The sequence below is a fragment of the Pseudoalteromonas sp. Scap03 genome (genome assembly GCF_013393115.1).
Lineage (GTDB): Bacteria > Pseudomonadota > Gammaproteobacteria > Enterobacterales > Alteromonadaceae > Pseudoalteromonas.
The window spans coordinates 1,847,084-1,865,202 of the sequence record NZ_VDEU01000001.1; the positions used below are offsets into that span (position 1 = coordinate 1,847,084).

General features: G+C 40.3%; 16 protein-coding genes. 7 read left to right on the forward strand and 9 right to left on the reverse strand.

Features of this window, described 5'->3' with window-relative positions:
- Positions 1–42: 42 nt before the first annotated feature.
- The 3 genes from FHG08_RS08425 to FHG08_RS08435 all read right to left on the reverse strand — a co-directional run bounded on the left by FHG08_RS08425 (position 43) and on the right by FHG08_RS08435 (position 4,528).
- Complete coding sequence (locus FHG08_RS08425; protein WP_178955490.1) at positions 43–1,368, reverse strand: glycerophosphodiester phosphodiesterase family protein; 1,326 nt, start codon at positions 1,366–1,368, stop codon at positions 43–45.
- 69 nt (positions 1,369–1,437) lie between these two features.
- Positions 1,438–2,283 carry a carboxylate/amino acid/amine transporter gene (locus tag FHG08_RS08430; RefSeq protein ID WP_178955493.1) on the reverse strand — a complete coding sequence of 282 codons (846 nt, stop codon included), beginning with the start codon at positions 2,281–2,283 and terminating at the stop codon, positions 1,438–1,440.
- Positions 2,284–2,392: 109 nt separating this feature from the next.
- Positions 2,393–4,528, reverse strand: a complete 2,136-nt coding sequence (locus FHG08_RS08435) for a M3 family metallopeptidase (RefSeq protein ID WP_178955495.1) — start codon at positions 4,526–4,528, stop codon at positions 2,393–2,395.
- A gap of 289 nt (positions 4,529–4,817) precedes the next feature.
- Here FHG08_RS08435 and FHG08_RS08440 point away from each other — a divergent pair, with 289 nt between their 5' ends.
- The 6 genes from FHG08_RS08440 to yegD all read left to right on the forward strand — a co-directional run bounded on the left by FHG08_RS08440 (position 4,818) and on the right by yegD (position 11,787).
- Positions 4,818–5,690, forward strand: coding sequence for a mechanosensitive ion channel family protein (locus FHG08_RS08440; RefSeq protein WP_178955497.1), 873 nt, complete (start codon positions 4,818–4,820; stop codon positions 5,688–5,690).
- Positions 5,691–6,038: 348 nt separating this feature from the next.
- On the forward strand, positions 6,039–8,327 hold the full coding sequence (locus tag FHG08_RS08445; protein WP_178955499.1) for a TonB-dependent receptor: 2,289 nt from the start codon (positions 6,039–6,041) through the stop codon (positions 8,325–8,327).
- Between the two features lie 115 nt (positions 8,328–8,442).
- Positions 8,443–8,742: a hypothetical protein gene (locus tag FHG08_RS08450; protein WP_008109576.1), complete on the forward strand. Its 300-nt coding sequence runs from the start codon at positions 8,443–8,445 to the stop codon at positions 8,740–8,742.
- Between the two features lie 73 nt (positions 8,743–8,815).
- A complete protein-coding gene (locus FHG08_RS08455; RefSeq protein WP_178955501.1) occupies positions 8,816–9,472 on the forward strand; it encodes an HAD family phosphatase in 657 nt (218 codons plus the stop codon).
- A gap of 34 nt (positions 9,473–9,506) precedes the next feature.
- Positions 9,507–10,343, forward strand: a complete 837-nt coding sequence (locus FHG08_RS08460) for a DNA ligase (RefSeq protein ID WP_178955503.1) — start codon at positions 9,507–9,509, stop codon at positions 10,341–10,343.
- Positions 10,344–10,422: 79 nt separating this feature from the next.
- Complete coding sequence (yegD, locus tag FHG08_RS08465) at positions 10,423–11,787, forward strand: molecular chaperone (RefSeq protein ID WP_178955505.1); 1,365 nt, start codon at positions 10,423–10,425, stop codon at positions 11,785–11,787.
- Positions 11,788–11,791: 4 nt separating this feature from the next.
- Here the strand turns inward: yegD and FHG08_RS08470 are convergent, their stop codons facing one another.
- From FHG08_RS08470 to FHG08_RS08480, 3 genes are all read right to left on the reverse strand, one after another.
- Complete coding sequence (locus FHG08_RS08470; RefSeq protein ID WP_138609705.1) at positions 11,792–12,256, reverse strand: methylglyoxal synthase; 465 nt, start codon at positions 12,254–12,256, stop codon at positions 11,792–11,794.
- A 15-nt stretch (positions 12,257–12,271) separates the two neighbouring features.
- Positions 12,272–12,904, reverse strand: coding sequence for a LysE family translocator (locus tag FHG08_RS08475; protein WP_178955507.1), 633 nt, complete (start codon positions 12,902–12,904; stop codon positions 12,272–12,274).
- Positions 12,905–13,054: 150 nt separating this feature from the next.
- Entirely contained in the window at positions 13,055–14,230 is a 1,176-nt protein-coding gene (locus tag FHG08_RS08480; protein ID WP_010391252.1) for a multidrug effflux MFS transporter, read from the reverse strand.
- 184 nt (positions 14,231–14,414) lie between these two features.
- On the opposite strand from FHG08_RS08480, the gene FHG08_RS08485 reads away from it, so the two are divergent.
- The gene (locus tag FHG08_RS08485; protein WP_008109556.1) at positions 14,415–14,888 is read left to right on the forward strand and encodes a hotdog fold domain-containing protein; all 474 of its coding nucleotides are present in this window, start codon (positions 14,415–14,417) and stop codon (positions 14,886–14,888) included.
- Between the two features lie 84 nt (positions 14,889–14,972).
- Here the strand turns inward: FHG08_RS08485 and FHG08_RS08490 are convergent, their stop codons facing one another.
- From FHG08_RS08490 to fahA, 3 genes are all read right to left on the reverse strand, one after another.
- Positions 14,973–15,455 carry a polymer-forming cytoskeletal protein gene (locus FHG08_RS08490; RefSeq protein WP_178955509.1) on the reverse strand — a complete coding sequence of 161 codons (483 nt, stop codon included), beginning with the start codon at positions 15,453–15,455 and terminating at the stop codon, positions 14,973–14,975.
- Positions 15,445–16,608, reverse strand: a complete 1,164-nt coding sequence (locus FHG08_RS08495; RefSeq protein ID WP_178955511.1) for a M23 family metallopeptidase — start codon at positions 16,606–16,608, stop codon at positions 15,445–15,447. The genes FHG08_RS08490 and FHG08_RS08495 overlap by 11 nt, the downstream gene beginning before the upstream one ends.
- A 143-nt stretch (positions 16,609–16,751) precedes the next feature.
- Entirely contained in the window at positions 16,752–18,065 is a 1,314-nt protein-coding gene (fahA, locus tag FHG08_RS08500; protein ID WP_178955513.1) for a fumarylacetoacetase, read from the reverse strand.
- Between the last annotated feature and the right edge of the window lie 54 nt (positions 18,066–18,119).

Sequence of the window (18,119 nt, forward strand, 5' to 3'; positions counted from 1 at the left end):
AATATAATAGCTGAGCGCGGTCAAATAAACACGCCCTAAAGTTTAAATACTTGCAGGCATTTTATTGCAACTGGCGTAATAGCTAACCGTAGCTGGCCAATCAGAAAATATACCGATTACACCAACCTCTTTTGCAAGTACATCAACCACGGCCATCATGTCACCATCGTTATCTATAACATCACTAATTGACTGGTAATAGTATCCGCCTCCATTATTCAGCGGCCCTGAACGTTCAAGACTCCATGCAATAATATTAAGGCCTGCGGCTTTAGCATCAATAGCGTACTGTGATGGCACGATATTACTTTCATTATCTATGGTTAATAGCATCCAAATGGGTGGAGCAATAATTTTAACACCGTCATTAAAAAGCGAAGCCATACTAGGTTGCCATGTGTCGGGGTTGTTAGGATCAAACCCTGCATCGCTATCTCGGCCATCTAAATAAACGCTTTGCGCTGCAAATTCAGGGTTAGTATTAATCCAATATTGTACGTCAGCTAAATTAAATGATTGCGGAAAAACACGCGAAGCGGGTACCTCCATTTGCGTATATTCATCTAGCATTTTTTGTGCGTATTGCGTTTGGGTCATACCGTTAAAGGGCATACTCACTTGAGGTGATTTAAGCTCTGGGGTCATTTTTACTCCGAGCTGTTTAAATAGTGCAATACTTTGTTTGTGGGTCATGAGTGTACCTGAGGTGGCGTATAAGTCAGTGCGCCAACTTGCTGTACCTTTCATGTAATCGCTAACATTAGTGGCACTGGTGTTTGCGCCATCCATTTTACCCTCAAGGGTTAAAAACTCTGCCAAGCTAATATCACTGGTACAACATTTAGCTGAAGCAGGCGTGCCACTGCTAGAGTTTGCTGGAGTAAATGGCTCACTGCATTTAGCCGCAAGTTCTGGAATAGCTAAAATGTTAGTGGTGGTGTGCAAGTCGCACTGAGAATGGCGGCATACTAGCTCTTTATCATTGGTAAAGGTTACATCGCATTCGACAATACCGGCGCCCATACGAGCAGCCGCTATGTAAGACTCTTTTGTGTGCTCTGGGTATTGCATGGGGGCACCACGGTGACCAATTGAAAAATCAGTACGATAAAAAGGGCCTTCTTTACACGATTCTAATTGTGTTTTTAGTGCGCTGTCAGCCATATCGTCAATTAAGTAGTCGGGGCGAGTACCTAGTTGCGTATTGGTGCCTTGTGCCACTTCAACAATAACCGGGGTAGGTACTTCAACAATTTCAACGTCAGTGTTGGTAACAACCACTTCTTTTTCGACTATTTTTACATCGTCATCACAGCCAGCGAGTGAGCTTAATAATAAAAAAGTTGTTAGAAAAGGTATGCGCTTCATTATTTGTCCTTAAAAATAAAAGTGGACGCTACCTTACTAATTATTAATGACAATTTCACTACAGAGTGATTAATTTGCTGATTTAACCATTATTTGGTTTACCACCAAGGCAAACAGCATCACTCCCGCGCCAATAGTTAATCTAAGTAGGTCTGCGTCTCTATTCCAAATAAGCACATTAACAATTATACCGGCAGGAATAAGCAAGTTGTTCATCACCGCCAGCGCGCCAACATTAACAAGCGTCGCGCCTTTATTCCACATAAAGTAGCCTAAACCGGAGGCCACAATGCCTAAATAAATCAGTATGCCCCATTGAGTTGAGGTACTTGGTAATTTGTTAAGATCACCAAATAAGGCGTAACAGGCGCTTGCAACAATTAGTGCGCCAATAAAAAACCAACCAAATACGGTTTTATCATCGAGTTGTTTATTAAGCATTAATCGTTTGTAGGTTACTTGGCCGATAGCAAAACTAATATTAGCGCCTTGAACCAGTAGTAATCCGACTAAAAAGTTACTGTCTAAGTTTTCATAACGAATGGTAATAGCCCCTAACACGGCAATAAACGCGACGATAAAAAACTGCGGATTAAACTGTTTATTTAGCGCATCGTTTAAAAGCGTAATGTAAAGCGGGGTCATTACAGTAAATAACAGCACTTCTGGCACACTTAAAAACAAAAATGAGTGGTAATAAAAGCCATACATAACCCCCAGTTGCAGTGCTCCTATCAGCATGAGTTTAAACGCAAGTGGGGTAGGGATTTTCTTTAAAAAAGGCAAAAATACTAACGCTGCTAAAGCCACACGAATTAGCACACTAAACCACGCATCAACTTGGCCTGCTAAATACACACCAATTAAACTAAACGAAAACGCCCAAAGAAGGGTAACTGCAAATAAATAGCCCATAACACTCATCTTGTTTTAAGTAATGGTGTCAGTTTATCTGTTATATATTGTTCTATAAACAATAAAAGCCCGCAAGCGGGCTTTTGTATCAGTTGCTTAAAAATATTAATTAATCAACTAAACCACGGCGCTTAAGCAATGCATCAGTCGTTGGTTTTTGACCTCTAAACTCAATGTAGCTTTGCATTAAGTCACGGCTGTTACCTTTTGATAGGATCTCTTTACGGAACTTATCGCCATTTTCGCGCGTTAAGCCACCGTTGTTTTCCATATGAGCAAAGGCATCAGCGGCAAATACTTCAGTCCATAGGTAAGCGTAGTAACCTGCTGAGTAACCACCTGCAAACGTATGGCTAAAGTAGTTTGATTTGTAACGAGGTGGTACAGGGTAGTAATCGATACCGTGTGCCTTTAGTGCTTCGCTTTCAAACTGTTGTACATCAGTTACTTTTTTATCAGAACCAAATGAGTGCCATTCCATATCCAGTAATGCTGCAGCTAAATATTCAGTGGTACCAAAACCTTGGTTGAACTTTTGCGACTCAAGTACTTTATCAAGTAGTGCTTGAGGAATTGGCTCACCTGTTTTGTAATGCTTAGCGTAGTTAGCTAATACACTTGGCTCAATCATCCAGTCTTCATGTGCTTGTGATGGAAATTCAACAAAATCACGCGCTGTAGCAGTACCTGCTAGGCTTGGGTATTTAACGTCAGAGAATAAACCGTGTGCTGCATGACCAAACTCATGGAACATAGTCGACACTTCGTCAAACGTCATTAGCGTTGGCTCGCCTTCTGCTGGCTTTGGAATATTTTGTGCGTTATAAATAACCGGTTTTGTGCCTTTTAAGCCGCTTTGGCTTACGTATGCACTCATCCATGCACCGCCACGCTTACCTTCACGTGCATATGGGTCCATGTAAAATAAGCCTATTGCGCTGCCATCAGCATTAAATACTTCAAACGCCATGACGTCTTCGTGATAAAGCGGTAGGTCTTTACGCTCTTTAAATGTAATGCCGTAAAGTTTTTCCATTGCAAAGAATAAACCGTTATGAATAACCGATTGCATTTCAAAGTAAGGCTTAACTAAGGCTGGATCTAGGTCGTATTTTTCAGCACGAACTTTTTCTGCATAGAAAGACCAATCCCATGGTTTTAGTTCAAAACTTTCACCAGAATCGTTAATTACTTTTTGAATCGCTTTTGCTTCTGCTTGCGCTTTTTCAACTGCTTTTGGCGCGAGGTCATCTAAAATACCGTACACGTTATCAGTGGTTTGAGCCATGCGTGAAGTCATTACATACGAAGCCCAATCTTTAAAGCCTAACAGTTCTGCTTTTTGTGCACGTAGGTTAGTTTCTTTAATAATGATAGGGCCGTTGGTTTTAGCTGCACGGTTGGTTGATGCTTTAAAAATCTGCTCACGCAGTTCACGGTTTTCAAGGCTAGATAAAATAGGCTGTTGTGTGGTGTTCACTAGGGTGATCATGTAGCCGTCTTTGCCTGCTTTTTTAGCAGCTGCTGCAAGACCTGCAATTTCACCTTCAGATAAACCAGCTAGTTTGCTTTTATCTGTTACTAAAATAACGTCTTCTTTAAACGATTTTAATACGTTTTGAGAAAACTCCGTTGATAGTTTTGCAAGCTCAGCGTTAATTTCACGCATTTTTGCTTTTTCAGCATCATTTAGTTTAGCACCCGCTTTAACAAATTGTTTGTAGTAAAAATCAACAAGACGTTGATCTTCAGCGCTTAACTTATCTTTGTTGTCGTATACTGTTTGTACACGTTCGAACAATGCACCATTTAGATAAATGTCATCAGAGTGTGCTGAGAACACAGGCGCCATTTTTTTATCAATGCGCTGGTACTCATCGTTAGAAATAAGACCTGATAAGTTGTAGAAAGCAGCTGATGCGCGGTTTAATAGCTCACCTGCAAGTTCCATTTCTACCAAGGTATTTTCAAAAGTAGCTGGTTCTGGATTATTAGCAATTGCCATAATTTCTGCATTATGTTGTGCAATACCTGCATCAAATGCAGCTTCGTATTCAGTGGTACCAAACTTATCAAACTCAGGAGCCATGTATTGCAATGGGCTTGGTTTAAATAATACATTGCTTGCGTTGATATCTTGCACTTGTGCTGTGCTTTGTTGTTTTGTTTCTTGGGTGCTTTCAGAAGAACAGGCAGATAATAAAAGTGCACTAGCAATCGTAGTGGCGATCAGTGTTTTACGCATAATAACTCCATAAAAAATAGTAGCCGAAATAGGCTTTTCGAGTCGAAAACCCAGTTAACTTACCAAATTTTGACTTATATACAACAAAGTTTATCGATTTAAAGCGGGATTTAAACGCAAATTAGGTGATAAAAACTCGGTATGTAAATAAAAAAGTAGAAAAATACAGCAATTATGCAATTAGCTTTAAGTTTGTTGCTGCGTATTTAAGCTAACCGCATGCTAAACTTGGGGTATTATTAGCGCATAAAAATAATCGTTTGTGTGCGACCTTACACATGGAAAATCAATGAACTTAGAACAAATTAATCACATTCTCGCCTTCGTATTGTTTAGCTACAACGACATTCACATTACCGTGGCAAAAGTAATTCAAGTGCCGCTAATTTTGTTTACTATGTGGGTTGTGGTGACTCAGATTGGCAAGTTAATTAAAAAGTCATTACTTGCACGAAAAATGAGCCCAGATGCAGTGCATTTATTCACGCGTTTTTATTTCATTTTAAGTATTGCGATTTTACTTTTTACCTCCCTTGAGGTGCTCAACATTCCATTAACCGCATTTGCCTTTGTATCGGGTGCCATTGCCATCGGTGTGGGGTTCGGTGCACAAAATATTATTAATAACTTTATTAGTGGCTGGATATTAATGTGGGAGCGGCCAATCCGTATTGGCGACTTTTTAGAGGTTGGCACTGCTAAGGGGGTGGTTGAAACCATTAATACTCGCTCTACTCGTATTCGCAGGAACGACGGTGTTCATATGCTGATACCCAATAGCCAGTTATTAGAAAACACAGTTACCAACTGGACGCTTATTGATGGTAATGCGCGCTCATCTGTGAGCGTAGGCGTAGCTTATGGCTCTGATGTGTTATTAGTTAAAAAGTTAATTCAGCAAGTATTAGATGAGCATGAGGCAATATTGGCAACGCCTCAATCAACCGTATTGTTTGATGATTTTGCAGATAGCTCGCTAGTTTTTAATGCTATTTTTTGGGTGTGCGCTGAATCAGAAACTCGATTAAGACAAGTCCGCAGTGATATTCGTTTTAGGATTTATGAAGTGTTTGACCAACATGATGTGGTGATTGCATTTCCACAGCGAGATCTTCATATTGATGGTGAAATTGTTCTTAAACGCTCATTAGTGAAAAAGTAGTATTTAAAAAAGTGTCGCGTTATTCCGCTATATTTTTTAACAACTCAACGTAAGGACATATGTCCGCTTTTTGGTTGTTTAGTTGCTAAAAGTACACTAAATGTCGGGATAGTGCGGTTAAGTGTTAAAAATAAGTTTAATTTTTAGTGTTCAGTATGCAGTAAATAAATTACACCATGATATAATCTTGCGCATTCAGTCAGCCTTATTTATGCCGTTTTTGTACTCTCGGTAATAAGGTCCGCGCCGCATAGAGCAAGTCGCGAAAAATTGACTGAATCCGTAATTATTTAATTGCGCAACACATCAACCGTTGAACAAGAGTGCACTAAAAAGGTTAACCCCGACATGAAAGCAATGAAAAGATCTACGTTAGCAACCCTTATCAATGCAACGTTGTTCTCTGCCGTAGCAGGTACGTCAATTTCAGCCGTAGCTGCTGAGCAAGAAACTACTGCTAAGAAGAACCAACTAGAAGTTATTCAAGTTACTGCTCGTAAACGAGTAGAAAACGCTCAAGAAGTGCCTGTTGCTGTTTCAGCCTTGCAAGGCGATAGCTTAGATGCTTACAGCTCAGCTGGTATGGATATTCGTTTTATGAATGCGAAAATCCCAAGTTTATCTATTGAATCTTCATTTGGCCGTTCATTCCCACGCTTTTATGTACGTGGCCTTGGTAACACTGATTTCGATTTGAATGCTTCGCAACCAGTGTCGCTTGTGGTTGATGAAATTGTACAAGAAAACGCAATCTTAAAAGGTTTCCCTGTATTTGACGTAGCACGTGTTGAAGTGCTTCGTGGTCCTCAAGGTACATTATTTGGTCGTAATACACCGGCTGGCCTAGTTAAATTTGATACCGTAAAACCAAGTCAAGAATTTGAAGGCTATGGCTCTGTATCTTACGGTAGTCGTGGTGCTGTTGACTTTGAAGGCGCTGTTGGTGGTTCATTAACAGATCGTTTATCAACACGTGTTTCAGTACTTTGGCAAGATAAAGACGATTACATTGATAATCGTGCACCAGGTTTTGAGCAAAAAGATGCCTTAGGTGGTTACACTGAACAAGCAGCCCGTATTCAATTTTTATATGAAGGTGACGATTTCACTGGATTATTTAATTACCATGTTCGTGATTTAGATGGCTCTCCAATTGCCTTTCGTGCTAACACTATCAAACCTGGTACTAACGATTTAGTTGATGGTTTTGAAAATGACGTGGTGTATCACGATGCCGCATCTCGTGCGACGCAGCAAGTGGAATCGCAAGGTGCAAGCCTTAAGCTTGAGTGGGACTTAGCTAACCATACAGTAACGTCAATCTCTGGTTGGGAAAGTGCAGAAATTTACTCTCGTGCTGACATCGATGGTGGCTACGGTGGGTTCTCCATCAATGATGTTCCAGTTGCAATGGGCCCTGGTTTTATTCCTTTCTCTTCAGAAAGTGCTGATGGTATTCCAGACCAAGACCAATACACGCAAGAACTTCGCTTATCAAGCAACTTTGCTGGTGACGTAAATTACCAAGTGGGTGTTTTTTACTTCGACGAAGCATTAACAATTGAAAACTTTAGCTATGATACAGCCAATAATGGCGTATTAAACGGTTTTGTTAGTCAGCAGCAAGACACTAAAGCATGGGCTGTATTCGGCTCAGTTGATTACACTATTACTGATGATTTAAAAGTAACCGCGGGTCTTCGTTATTCAGATGATGAGAAAGAATTCTCAGCTAACCGCACGCTTAGCCCAATTGGTGGTGCAGCGACTTATATCGAAAAAAATGTTAGCGATGATCACGTAAGCTGGGATTTATCAGCTAACTACAAAATCAACGATGACGTAAACTGGTATGGCCGTATTGCTAACAGTTTCCGCGCACCAAGTCTTCAAGGTCGTATCTTATTTGGTGATGAAGTAACCGTTGCTGATTCAGAAACTGTTACCTCGTTTGAAACAGGTATTAAATCTGATGTGTTAGATGGCCAAGGCCGTGTAAATGCAACAGTATTTTATTACACTATGGATGACCAGCAGCTAACGGCAGTGGGTGGTGGTGCTAACTTTAACCGTCTATTAAATGCTGATAAAACAACCGGCTATGGTTTCGAAATTGATTCTGAGTGGGTGTTAACTGACGAATTAAATGCAACCTTCAACTTAAGCTACAACAAAACTGAGCTTAAAGATAAAGATTTAGCCGTTGCAGTGTGTGCACAGTGTACTGTTACTGATCCTACGTTCCAAGTACCAGGTGCATTTGGTCCTGAAGATCGTGCTATTTTAGATGGCAATAGCTTACCGCATGCACCAGAGTGGATCTCTAACATCACACTTCGTTACACTAAAGAACTCGCTGAAGGTGATTTCTTTGCTTACGCTGATGTGTCGTACCGCAGTGAGATTGACTTTTTCTTATATGAATCAGTTGAGTTTGAGGGTAAGCCACTGACAGAAGTAGGTTTACGTGCAGGCTATGCATGGGCGCAAGGCGATTACGAATATGAAGTATCAGCATTTGTGCGTAACATGTTTGACGAGCAGCAGACGATTGGTGGTGTTGATTTCAACAACAATACAGCCATGGTTAATGAAGAGCGTTACATTGGCGCTGAGTTTAAAGTTAACTTTTTCTAATCGATAAATTTAACGTTAAATTGTAATTATTGATAAAAGCCTGCCTAGTGCAGGCTTTTTTATTTTGGTAGAGCTGCTAAAGTAGCGCCCATATGTTTATTAAAGAGAAAAAGTAATGGCTGGATTTTGGAATTACCGTGTAATTTATTGTGAAGCAACCAAAGATGAAGCTGCGCAATATCAAATACACGAAGTGGAATATAACCTAAATGGTAAAGTAACTAACTGGTCAGAAACTGGTGCAGCACCATTTGGAACCACATTAGATGCGTTAAAAGATGATGCTGAGCGCTTAAAAACCGCCTTCGAAAAGCCGATACTTAAAGTAATGCGCAAAGCCCGAGGTTATGAGTTAGTTGATGTAGATACCGGCGAAGACGCTTATGCTGAGCCGCCAGCAGGTTTGGCTGAGTAACACAAATTATTAAAAGGTGCCTTGGCACCTTTTTTATTACCTAAAGTTTAGGTTAAATAACCAGGAGAAAAGAATGTCAATTGAAGCGGTATTATTTGATATGGATGGCACTTTGGTTGACTCGGAAAGTGTGCACTATAACTGCTGGAGCCAATTACTTGCGCCTTTTGGTGTGTGTTATAAAGAAGATGATTTTTGTAGGCGCTTTTCGGGACGTCCCACTATTGACGCTGCAAAGGAAATAAAACAAGTTCATAACTTGTCTGTAAGTAGCCGCTATTTAGCGGATGAAAAATATCGCTTATTTAGTGAGTACGTTAAAATCAATTTACCGCCTTTAATGCCTTATGCTGAAAATGTTCTGTTAGCGGTTAAAGAGCAAGGTTTAAAAATGGCGTTAGTAACAGGCAGCGCAAGGCATGAAGCTGAGCCAATACTAAAAGGATTAGGGTTTTATAATTTATTCGATACCGTTGTTACTAAAGATGATGTAATTAATCCAAAGCCTGCCGGTGATCCCTACTTATTAGCACTTAAAAATATGCAGGTTGCTGCACAAAATGCGATTGCCGTTGAAGATACTTTCACCGGTGTAACCGCAGCGAATAATGCTGCTTTAGCTGTGATAGCTATCGCTAATAAACATACACAGGAGCACGACTTTAGTAAAGCAACACAGCAAATGCAAAGCTTTGAAGAATTTTGGCACTGGCTTCAATCTCAACTATAGTTTAAGCCATATTTAAATTTGCAAGGATGCAGCAATGATTAAAGCAACGCTGTTTACTTTTTTAACCCTCATTAGTTCGGGCTTATTGGCGCAATTGCCTCCAGTGCAACTTGCTAATGTTTACGATGAAACTAAGCATGAAGATATTCGTCAATATTTGGTGAGTGAAAAGTATGACGGAGTAAGAGCAATCTGGACGGGAAAGCAGTTTGTAACCCGTCAAGGCAACTCCATAAACCCGCCTAAGTGGTTTACCGCTCCTCTGCCAGACGTTTGGCTAGATGGTGAGTTATGGACCAAGCGGGGTCAATTTTCTGTACTCGGTGGTATTGTCAGAACAAAAATACCCAACGATTTGCAGTGGCAAAGTATTACTTATCAGGTATTTGATATGCCAGATGCCGGTACGCCTTTTCACCGTCGTTATCAAAATTATCTGTCACTCATTACTAAGCTAAATAGCCCCCATATTAAAGCGGTTAAGCAATATCAATTTAGCGACAACCAGCAACTCAGTGATTATTTTAATCAGGTTACTAAACAAGGCGGCGAGGGCGTTATGCTTCATTTAGCAGAGGCTAAGCATACAACTGGTCGCTCTAGTGCATTGTTAAAACTCAAGCCATATTTAGATGCCGAAGCGTTAGTAATTGAACATTTACCGGGTAAAGGTAAATACACAGGAATGCTTGGCGCATTGAAAGTACAGACAAAACAGGGGCTGATATTTTCTATTGGCACGGGTTTTAGTGATAAAGAGCGAAAGTATCCGCCAGCTATAGGCTCAACAATTACTTATCGGTACCACGGGTACACTAAAAATGGCTTGCCGCGTTTTGCCAGCTTCTTACGGGAAAGACCCGAAAAATAAAGAGTGTAGGCCAATTCAGTATATATTTTTTAGCAATTATGCTAAATTGCGCGGCCTTTTTAGTGATGTTTGGTGATCTATGTTTGTTGGTTTTGATTATGGTAGTTCTAATTGTGCTATGGGTGTTTTAAACGAAGAGCGTGTTCAGCTCATTCCTTTAGAGCAAGGCAAACATTATCTTCCATCAACTCTATACACACATCATAGTGCTTTAGTCGTTGATTTTGTAGCGCAGCATTTAAACGGCTCAGATCATGAGCATGGCTATAAAACCGCGCGCCAACCCTTGCTTAATACACTCCCGCGAATTAAATCAGACCTAGATCTACAAGCCGGCGATGAGACTCTATTTATCGGCCGTGAGGCGATTAGTGAATATGTGCAATTTCCTGAGGAAGGTTATTTTGTAAAATCCCCTAAATCATTTTTTGGCGCTACTGGTTTAAAGCAAGGACAAATTAATTTTTTTGAAGATATTGCCACAGCAATGATTTTAAAAATAAAACAACGTGCTGAATTATCGTTAGGGTATACGCTGAGCCAAACTGTTATTGGTCGCCCAGTGAATTTTCAAGCGGTTGGTGGTGAGCAGTCAAACCAACAAGCCGTGGGTATTTTAACACGCGCAGCAAACCGAGCCGGCTTTAAAGATGTTGAGTTTTTATATGAGCCACTTGCCGCGGGGATCGATTATGAAAGTGATTTAACGCAAGACCAAAAAGTGCTAGTAATAGATATTGGTGGTGGTACAAGTGACTGTTCATTTGTACAAATGGGGCCAAGTTTTAGGAATAAACAACAACGAGACGCAGACTTTTTGGCACATAGCGGAAAGCGAGTAGGCGGTAATGATTTAGATATTGCTCTGAGCTACCATGGTTTGATGCCGTTACTTGGCTTAGGCAGTACTTTTAAATCGGGTTTACCATTACCTAACCAGGCATTTTGGCAAGCATGTAAAATTAACGATGTGAATTTACAAAGTCAGTTTTATAGTGCTCAGCATTATCGTGAACTGAGTGCACAGCTACGCGATGTGAGTGCGCCCGATTTATATAAACGGCTAATACATTTACAGCAAAATAAACAAGGACATCAATTAGTTCAACAAGCTGAAGCGGCAAAAATTGCATTGAGCTCGTCTGAAAACTTTAATTGTGATTTAACATTTCTAGATTCATCACTTGATAAAGATATTTCTATTAATGAATTAGCATTAGCCGTTGACGATAGTATTAGCCAAATAGTGACATTAGCAAAACAGGCCATTGCAGATGCAAACACTACCCCAGATGTAATTTATTTAACGGGTGGTAGTGCGCAATCACCACTGATCAAAGCGGCTTTAAAAACCCACTTAGGCGACATTAAAATGGTTAACGGTGATCACTTTGGCAGTGTCACCGCTGGTCTGACTAAATGGGCGAGTATGCTTTATAAATAAGCTGTTATAAAGAGATTTGTCGGGTTGCGAGGTACTTTTCGTAATCTGGCAAAGAACGCTCAAATTCGCTGTCCATAAGGGGAGAACTTAGTAACATATCAGCGCTTACTTCATTACAAGCAACAGGAATGTTCCACACCGCGGCTAAACGAAGCAATGCTTTTACATCGGGGTCGTGCGGCTGAGATGCCAGAGGGTCCCAAAAAAAGATTAATACATGAATTTCATGTTCCGCTATTTTAGCACCAAGCTGCTGATCACCCCCCATAGGTCCACTGAGTAATTGTACGACATTCAAACCGGTGGTTTTTTCTATTAAATGTCCGGTTGTACCAGTGCCGTATAGCTTATGTTTACTTAGCATTGGAGTGTGTTTTTCACACCATAATTTTAACGCGGCTTTTTTTCCATCATGTGCAACAAGGGCTATGTTTTTCTTAGCTGGAAGAGATTGTATTTTTTGGTCCATGCTGATTCTTATTAGTTAGAGTAATAAATTGATAGCCAATGCAATAAATACAATGCCTGTGAACCTATCTATCCAGAGCTGGCTATTTGGGTGGTTTCTAAAAAACTGGGCTATTTTATCGCCGAAATAAATATACGTGCAGTCGATAGGAAAAGCAAAGATTGGATAAAGCAGGCCAAAAAAAGCCAGCTGAAAAGTTGCAGATGACAAGCTAGGGTCTACAAATTGTGGGATAAAAGCAATAAAAAACAAAGCTACCTTAGGGTTGAGTACTTCGGTCATCATCGCTTGAAACATCACGTTTTTGTTTTTACTAGTTGTAACATGAGGCTTATCGTCTTGCTCGCAAATGGGGGGCACAAAGGTGCCTTTAAGCATCATAAACCCTAAATAACATAAATAGGCTGCACCTGCATACTGTACGCTGGCATACGCTGTTTCAGAGGCTTTTAAAATAGCGCTTAAGCCGACAACCGCAAAAAATGTATGTACTACGCCACCTAAGGCAAAGCCAAAAGCACTTTGCATACCTGCTTTTCGTCCATTAGCAAATGTTTGTGCCATTAAAAACGCGTTTGATGGTCCAGGCGCAACGGCCATTAAGAAGCTGGCGAGTAAAAATGAGAGTAAAAAGTCAGGATTGATCATTGCACTTGATTCAAAAGAGGTTGGTAGTTAATGTTATCAAGCATATAGAAAAATAAAAAGCGGGCATATTGCCCGCTTGGTAAAGAGTTTTAACTACAGTGCTAATTGCCTGTGGTGATTACTATTCACAGGCTCAGCAAACGTATTTTATTAGGCATATTTAGTATAACGAAACAGTAAGTAAGAAAAGGGAATTAATAATAAAAAGTGTGTGCCTATAAGCTCGGGTGTAGATAAGTTTAAATATTGAGTAATAAACACCAATAAACTTGCCCCACTCATTTGCATCGCTCCTAAAAGAGCTGAGGCGGTGCCAGCTTGCTTAGGGAACAGACTTAAAGCTCGTCCAGCGGCAGAGCCAAGTGTTAAAGCAAAACCAAAGGCAGCAATAAACATAGGGATCATTAATGCTAATGGGGTTTTATATTGGCTTAATACTAGCATCAGTAAGCCTGCACTCACTAACAACACAAGACCTGCTTTTAGTGCTCTTTTTGGTTGGCGTTTAATGTAAATAGGCATGATAAAGCTAGCAAGAATACTAAGCACTGCATTAAGCGAGAACCAAAAGGTAAAGTCGGCTACGCTGCCCCCTAATTCAGTAATAAGCCAACCAGGAGCCAATGTTACAAATACTAATATAGCTGACATAGTGACCATACATAGCAAGCTATTAAATAAAAATAACGGAGTTGAAATAATTGGGATAAAGCGCCTTAGATCTAAGATATGCCCCTGGTAATGGCTGTCTACTGGGCGTGTTTCTCTAAACAATAATAAGGTGACAATAAATCCTAATAATGCAAAACCAGTTAGAAATAGAAAGTTCATTTGCCAACCAAACTGCACGGTTAACCACGCACCTAAAATGGGTGCTAACGCTGGAATAAAGCACACGATCCCGTTTAGGTAGGTAATTATTTGGCCACTGCGTTCACTACCAAACTTATCTCTTACTATTGCAAAAGCAACAACAAAGGTGGCGCATGCGCCTAACCCTTGAATTGCACGAGCAAACATCAGTATTAAAAAGCTAGGAGCATAGTATGCACCTAATGCCGCCAGTCCATATAAAGTTACACCGGTTAAGGCTACCGGCTTACGTCCAAAACGATCAGCAAGAGGGCCTGCAATTAATTGCCCCAAACCAACAGTAAGCATAAAAATAGCCACCGTTTGCTGTACTTGTTTTTCGCTCACTGAAAATTGCTCTGCAATAGTAGGAAAGGCAGGTAAATAAATATCAATGCCCATAGGACAAAAAATGACGAGTAACGCTAAGATCAGTAATAAAATTAAGTTTGGTTTAGCGGGCTGTGTTTGCATCAGGTCTCCTTTTGTCGGTATTTTAAGTGGCGACTGATGAAAAAGAAAGGGCTTATGACCGATGCATCAGACATGTTACCTACTTTTAACTTTATTATGATTATTTTTGTTTAAGTATCACACTTCTTTAAACTGATCCGATGTGTTAATTTGCTTTTTAAGCAAAGACAATGGAAAAACAATAATGAGTAATGAGTCTGCATTAATAAAAACGTGGCATAAATTTAAAAAGCTGCCGTTTGGTAACTGGCTGTTTAGTAAAGCCGTATGTTTTAAAGCGCCTTACTTTGGCTCTATGAAACCTACTATTTTAGATTTAAAAGCAGGGCACTGTAGTGCTGTGGTTAAAAACACACGCCGTGTACACAATCACATTGGCACTATTCACGCTATCGCACAATGTAATTTGGCTGAGCTGTGTGCGGGGGTGATGGTTGATGCAACGGTACCTTATAAAACCCATCGTTGGATCCCTAAGGGAATGACAGTACAGTACCTGGCTAAGGTAGACACAGACGTTACTGCTATCGCTGAGATTGACTTGCCTCATCAATGGATTGATAAAGAAGATTTAGTCGTACCGGTAAAGCTTTACAATACGCGTAACGAACTGGTTTTTACCGCAGACATAACCATGTATATAACACAGAAAAAGTAAGTGTATAAGCCGCTAACGGGATTTTAAAGAGGTGATTAATGGTTTAGCCAAACAGGCAGGCTAAACCATTATAAACTAATGTAGCTAGCTTTTAGCAGCAGGCTGCTTATTTACAAACGAAAGCCCACTGTCTTCATTATCAACAATGGCTTTTACATCGTGAACCGGTTTTGGCTTATCTTTAGTATGTTCAATGACTTCTTTTTCAAAGCGCTGCTTTAAACTACCTTCAATAATAGCACCTGCTTCTATGCTCAGGGTGTCGTGAAAAATATCGCCAAGTACATGAGCATTATTTTCAATTTTTACTTCACTTGCATTTAAAGAGCCTATAATTTTACCTTTAACAACAACACTACTTGCCTCAACAACGCCTTCAACAACACCTGAGGTGCCTATTACTAAATGTTCGGCTTTAATGTCACCGTCGATTCTTCCGTCGAGCTGCACTTCGCCTTGGCTTACTAAAGAGCCCGTTATACGCACATCGTTAGAAATGATTGAGGGAGTGTGACTCACTCGCTTAATGGATGAGTCTGTTTTTACTTGTTTATTTTTACCAAACACGAGAAAGCGCCTTTGTTATTTTTAGTGGATTGACATGCTTGTCGTCTATTAATACTTCATAGTGTAAATGAGTACTTGTACTTCTTCCGGTACTGCCCATTAAACCAATTATATCGTGCTTTGCAACAACCTGGCCTTTTTTTACTTTAATTTTGTTTAAGTGACCAAAGCGAGTCACAATACCGTTTTTATGCTCTAATTCGATAAAGTTACCATAACCGCCATTACGCCCTGCACGAAGAACAATGCCATCGGCAGGGGCAAAAATTTCTGTTTTATGCCACCCAGCTAAATCAATACCTTTATGAAAAGCGCGTCTTTTATTCATTGGGTCTTTTCTAAGCCCAAAATTACTAGAAATGTAATACTTAGCAGCAGGCAAAGGCAGAGTGTTTGGCAATGCCGTTAAAAAGCTCTCAAGCTGGTTTAACAGCAATAGCTTATCGGCAATAGCAAGAAAAGTACTTGGTATTTTACTTTCATCGAGTATATCTAGCGGGCCACCTTGCGCCGTTGTTTGTGTGCTTAATGTTAGATGTTGCGCCAGTACGTTCTCAAGAACCGTGCCTTGAAGCATTTCTATAATCGCATTGTGCCGTTGATTAATCAGCGCAGCCAATAACGTGAAATTAGTATCGTACTGCAGATTTAGCATGATATAGCGCTGCTCAAAACTGGTTAAACTGTTTTGTGCATGCTTATTTTGTGTTTTATCTTCTTCGAGCGGCTCATGAAATTCGCTTTCGTTCTCATTAATAGGAGAAGATTCAAGCTCACCCTCTAATTTTATTGCATCTTTACTTATAGAAGCTGGGAGTGATTCAATCATACCTTGTAATAAAGCTTGTTTTTGTTCTAGTTCAGCTAACTGCTCTTGTTGCAATGCGTAGCGTTGTTGCTGTTGCTTTACTTTTTGTTGCCATTGTACTTGCTTATCAAGCTGAGTTTGCTCGATATGAGAAATTTGGTGTGTTTGCATGTAAACACGGATACTCGAAATACTGATCCATGCAATAGCAATGAAAATAATAGCAAGCACAGAAACCTGTAACCAAGGCGCCAAAACAACATGCTTTACTTCACCATTTTGGCGAATAAGCAGCTGACGAGCTGGAAAATGCTTATGAAAGAAAGATTTTATAAATACAGGCATGTTACATATACACTGGCTATTAACGGATTTAAGATAGCAATTTGAACTAAAAAAGCCAGAAAAAAATTGTAACTTCGGCTTAATTAATAAAAAAGGGCGGCTTATTCAGCAACCCTTTCTTATTAGTTTATTGATTTTATGTATTAATTTGCTGGTAGTATGGTGCTCTCCACTGAGCCAAAGCCAATTCGTGCAAAGCCTTCTTTTTCACACCAGCCACGCATTATAACGTTGTCGCCGTCTTCCAAGAAGCTACGCTGTTCGCCGTTGCTTAAAGTTATTTTTTCTTTGCCACCACGAGAAAGCTCAAGTAATGAACCCGCTTCTTCGTGAGTAGGTCCTGATTGCGTGCCAGAGCCCAGCATATCGCCTGGCATAAAGTTACAACCGTTTACGGTATGGTGAGTTACCATTTGCGCTACAGTCCAGTATGAGTGCTTAAAGCTAGACTTAGACACTTGAGTTGGGTTGTAGCCTTCATCACGCATTTTTTGCGTTAGAATTTTAACATCCATTTGAATATCAAATGCGCCTTGATCACGGTTAGCCGTTGATTCTAAGTACTCTAGTGGCTGCGGATCGCTTTCATCACGCGTCCAACTTGTTCTGTATGGTGCAAGTGCTTCGGTGGTTACAATCCACGGAGACACGGTTGATGCGAAGTTTTTAGCTAAGAATGGACCCAGTGGTTGGTATTCCCATGCTTGTAAGTCACGTGCTGACCAATCGTTGAAAACACAAAAGCCGAATACATGCTTTTCAGCATTTTCAATTGCAATAGCATCGCCAAGCTCATTACCCTTACCTAGATAAATACCTAGTTCCAGTTCGTAGTCAAGGCGTTTACATGGGCCAAATGAAGGAACTTCTGCATCTGGCGCTTTAGTTTGTCCTTTAGGGCGATGAAACTGCTGTCCAGACACGCCAATAGACGATGAGCGACCATGATAACCAATCGGCACCCATTTGTAGTTTGGTAGTAAGGGGTTATCGGGACGGAATAAACTTCCTACGGCAGTCGCATGATAAATTGATGTATAAAAGTCAGTGTAATCGCCAATGCGACACGGTAGAGCAAATTCAATTTCGGTTTGTGGTATAAGCGCTTGTGCTAGTTGATCTTGATGAGCAGAGCCTTCACGTAATGCTTTAGACAGTGCTAAACGAAGCGCTGACCAATATTGCTCACCTAATCCCATAAACTCGTTCAAAGTCGGGTTACTTGCAGATGCAACGGCTGTTTGGGCGTCACCTGAAAAAATACCGAGTTCATTTACTTTTGCTAAATCAATAACCTGATCGCCAATGGCAACAGCACCACGAAAAGCTTCATTGCTATTTTTGCGACGTACTTCTGCAAAAGGTAGGTTTTGAATAGGGAAGTCACATTGTGCATCATTTGCTGATGCTACCCAGCTAGTTAAATTTATATCATGGGTTTCGTTAATTAAACTCATTACATTTCCTTTGGTTTAGTTGGTCGCGCTTATCAGTATAAATATCAATTTATT

What these genes read in the sequence shown, in the direction of transcription:
- FHG08_RS08450 (WP_008109576.1), top strand. Translation starts at nt 8,443, where the DNA reads ATGGCTGGATTTTGGAATTACCGTGTAATTTATTGTGAAGCAACCAAA.
- FHG08_RS08430 (WP_178955493.1), bottom strand. Translation starts at nt 2,283, where the DNA reads ATGGGCTATTTATTTGCAGTTACCCTTCTTTGGGCGTTTTCGTTTAGT.
- FHG08_RS08485 (WP_008109556.1), top strand. Translation starts at nt 14,415, where the DNA reads ATGAGTAATGAGTCTGCATTAATAAAAACGTGGCATAAATTTAAAAAG.
- FHG08_RS08455 (WP_178955501.1), top strand. Translation starts at nt 8,816, where the DNA reads ATGTCAATTGAAGCGGTATTATTTGATATGGATGGCACTTTGGTTGAC.
- FHG08_RS08445 (WP_178955499.1), top strand. Translation starts at nt 6,039, where the DNA reads ATGAAAGCAATGAAAAGATCTACGTTAGCAACCCTTATCAATGCAACG.
- FHG08_RS08425 (WP_178955490.1), bottom strand. Translation starts at nt 1,368, where the DNA reads ATGAAGCGCATACCTTTTCTAACAACTTTTTTATTATTAAGCTCACTC.
- FHG08_RS08440 (WP_178955497.1), top strand. Translation starts at nt 4,818, where the DNA reads ATGAACTTAGAACAAATTAATCACATTCTCGCCTTCGTATTGTTTAGC.
- FHG08_RS08480 (WP_010391252.1), bottom strand. Translation starts at nt 14,230, where the DNA reads ATGCAAACACAGCCCGCTAAACCAAACTTAATTTTATTACTGATCTTA.
- FHG08_RS08435 (WP_178955495.1), bottom strand. Translation starts at nt 4,528, where the DNA reads ATGCGTAAAACACTGATCGCCACTACGATTGCTAGTGCACTTTTATTA.
- FHG08_RS08495 (WP_178955511.1), bottom strand. Translation starts at nt 16,608, where the DNA reads ATGCCTGTATTTATAAAATCTTTCTTTCATAAGCATTTTCCAGCTCGT.
- FHG08_RS08460 (WP_178955503.1), top strand. Translation starts at nt 9,507, where the DNA reads ATGATTAAAGCAACGCTGTTTACTTTTTTAACCCTCATTAGTTCGGGC.
- yegD (WP_178955505.1), top strand. Translation starts at nt 10,423, where the DNA reads ATGTTTGTTGGTTTTGATTATGGTAGTTCTAATTGTGCTATGGGTGTT.
- FHG08_RS08470 (WP_138609705.1), bottom strand. Translation starts at nt 12,256, where the DNA reads ATGGACCAAAAAATACAATCTCTTCCAGCTAAGAAAAACATAGCCCTT.
- FHG08_RS08475 (WP_178955507.1), bottom strand. Translation starts at nt 12,904, where the DNA reads ATGATCAATCCTGACTTTTTACTCTCATTTTTACTCGCCAGCTTCTTA.
- fahA (WP_178955513.1), bottom strand. Translation starts at nt 18,065, where the DNA reads ATGAGTTTAATTAACGAAACCCATGATATAAATTTAACTAGCTGGGTA.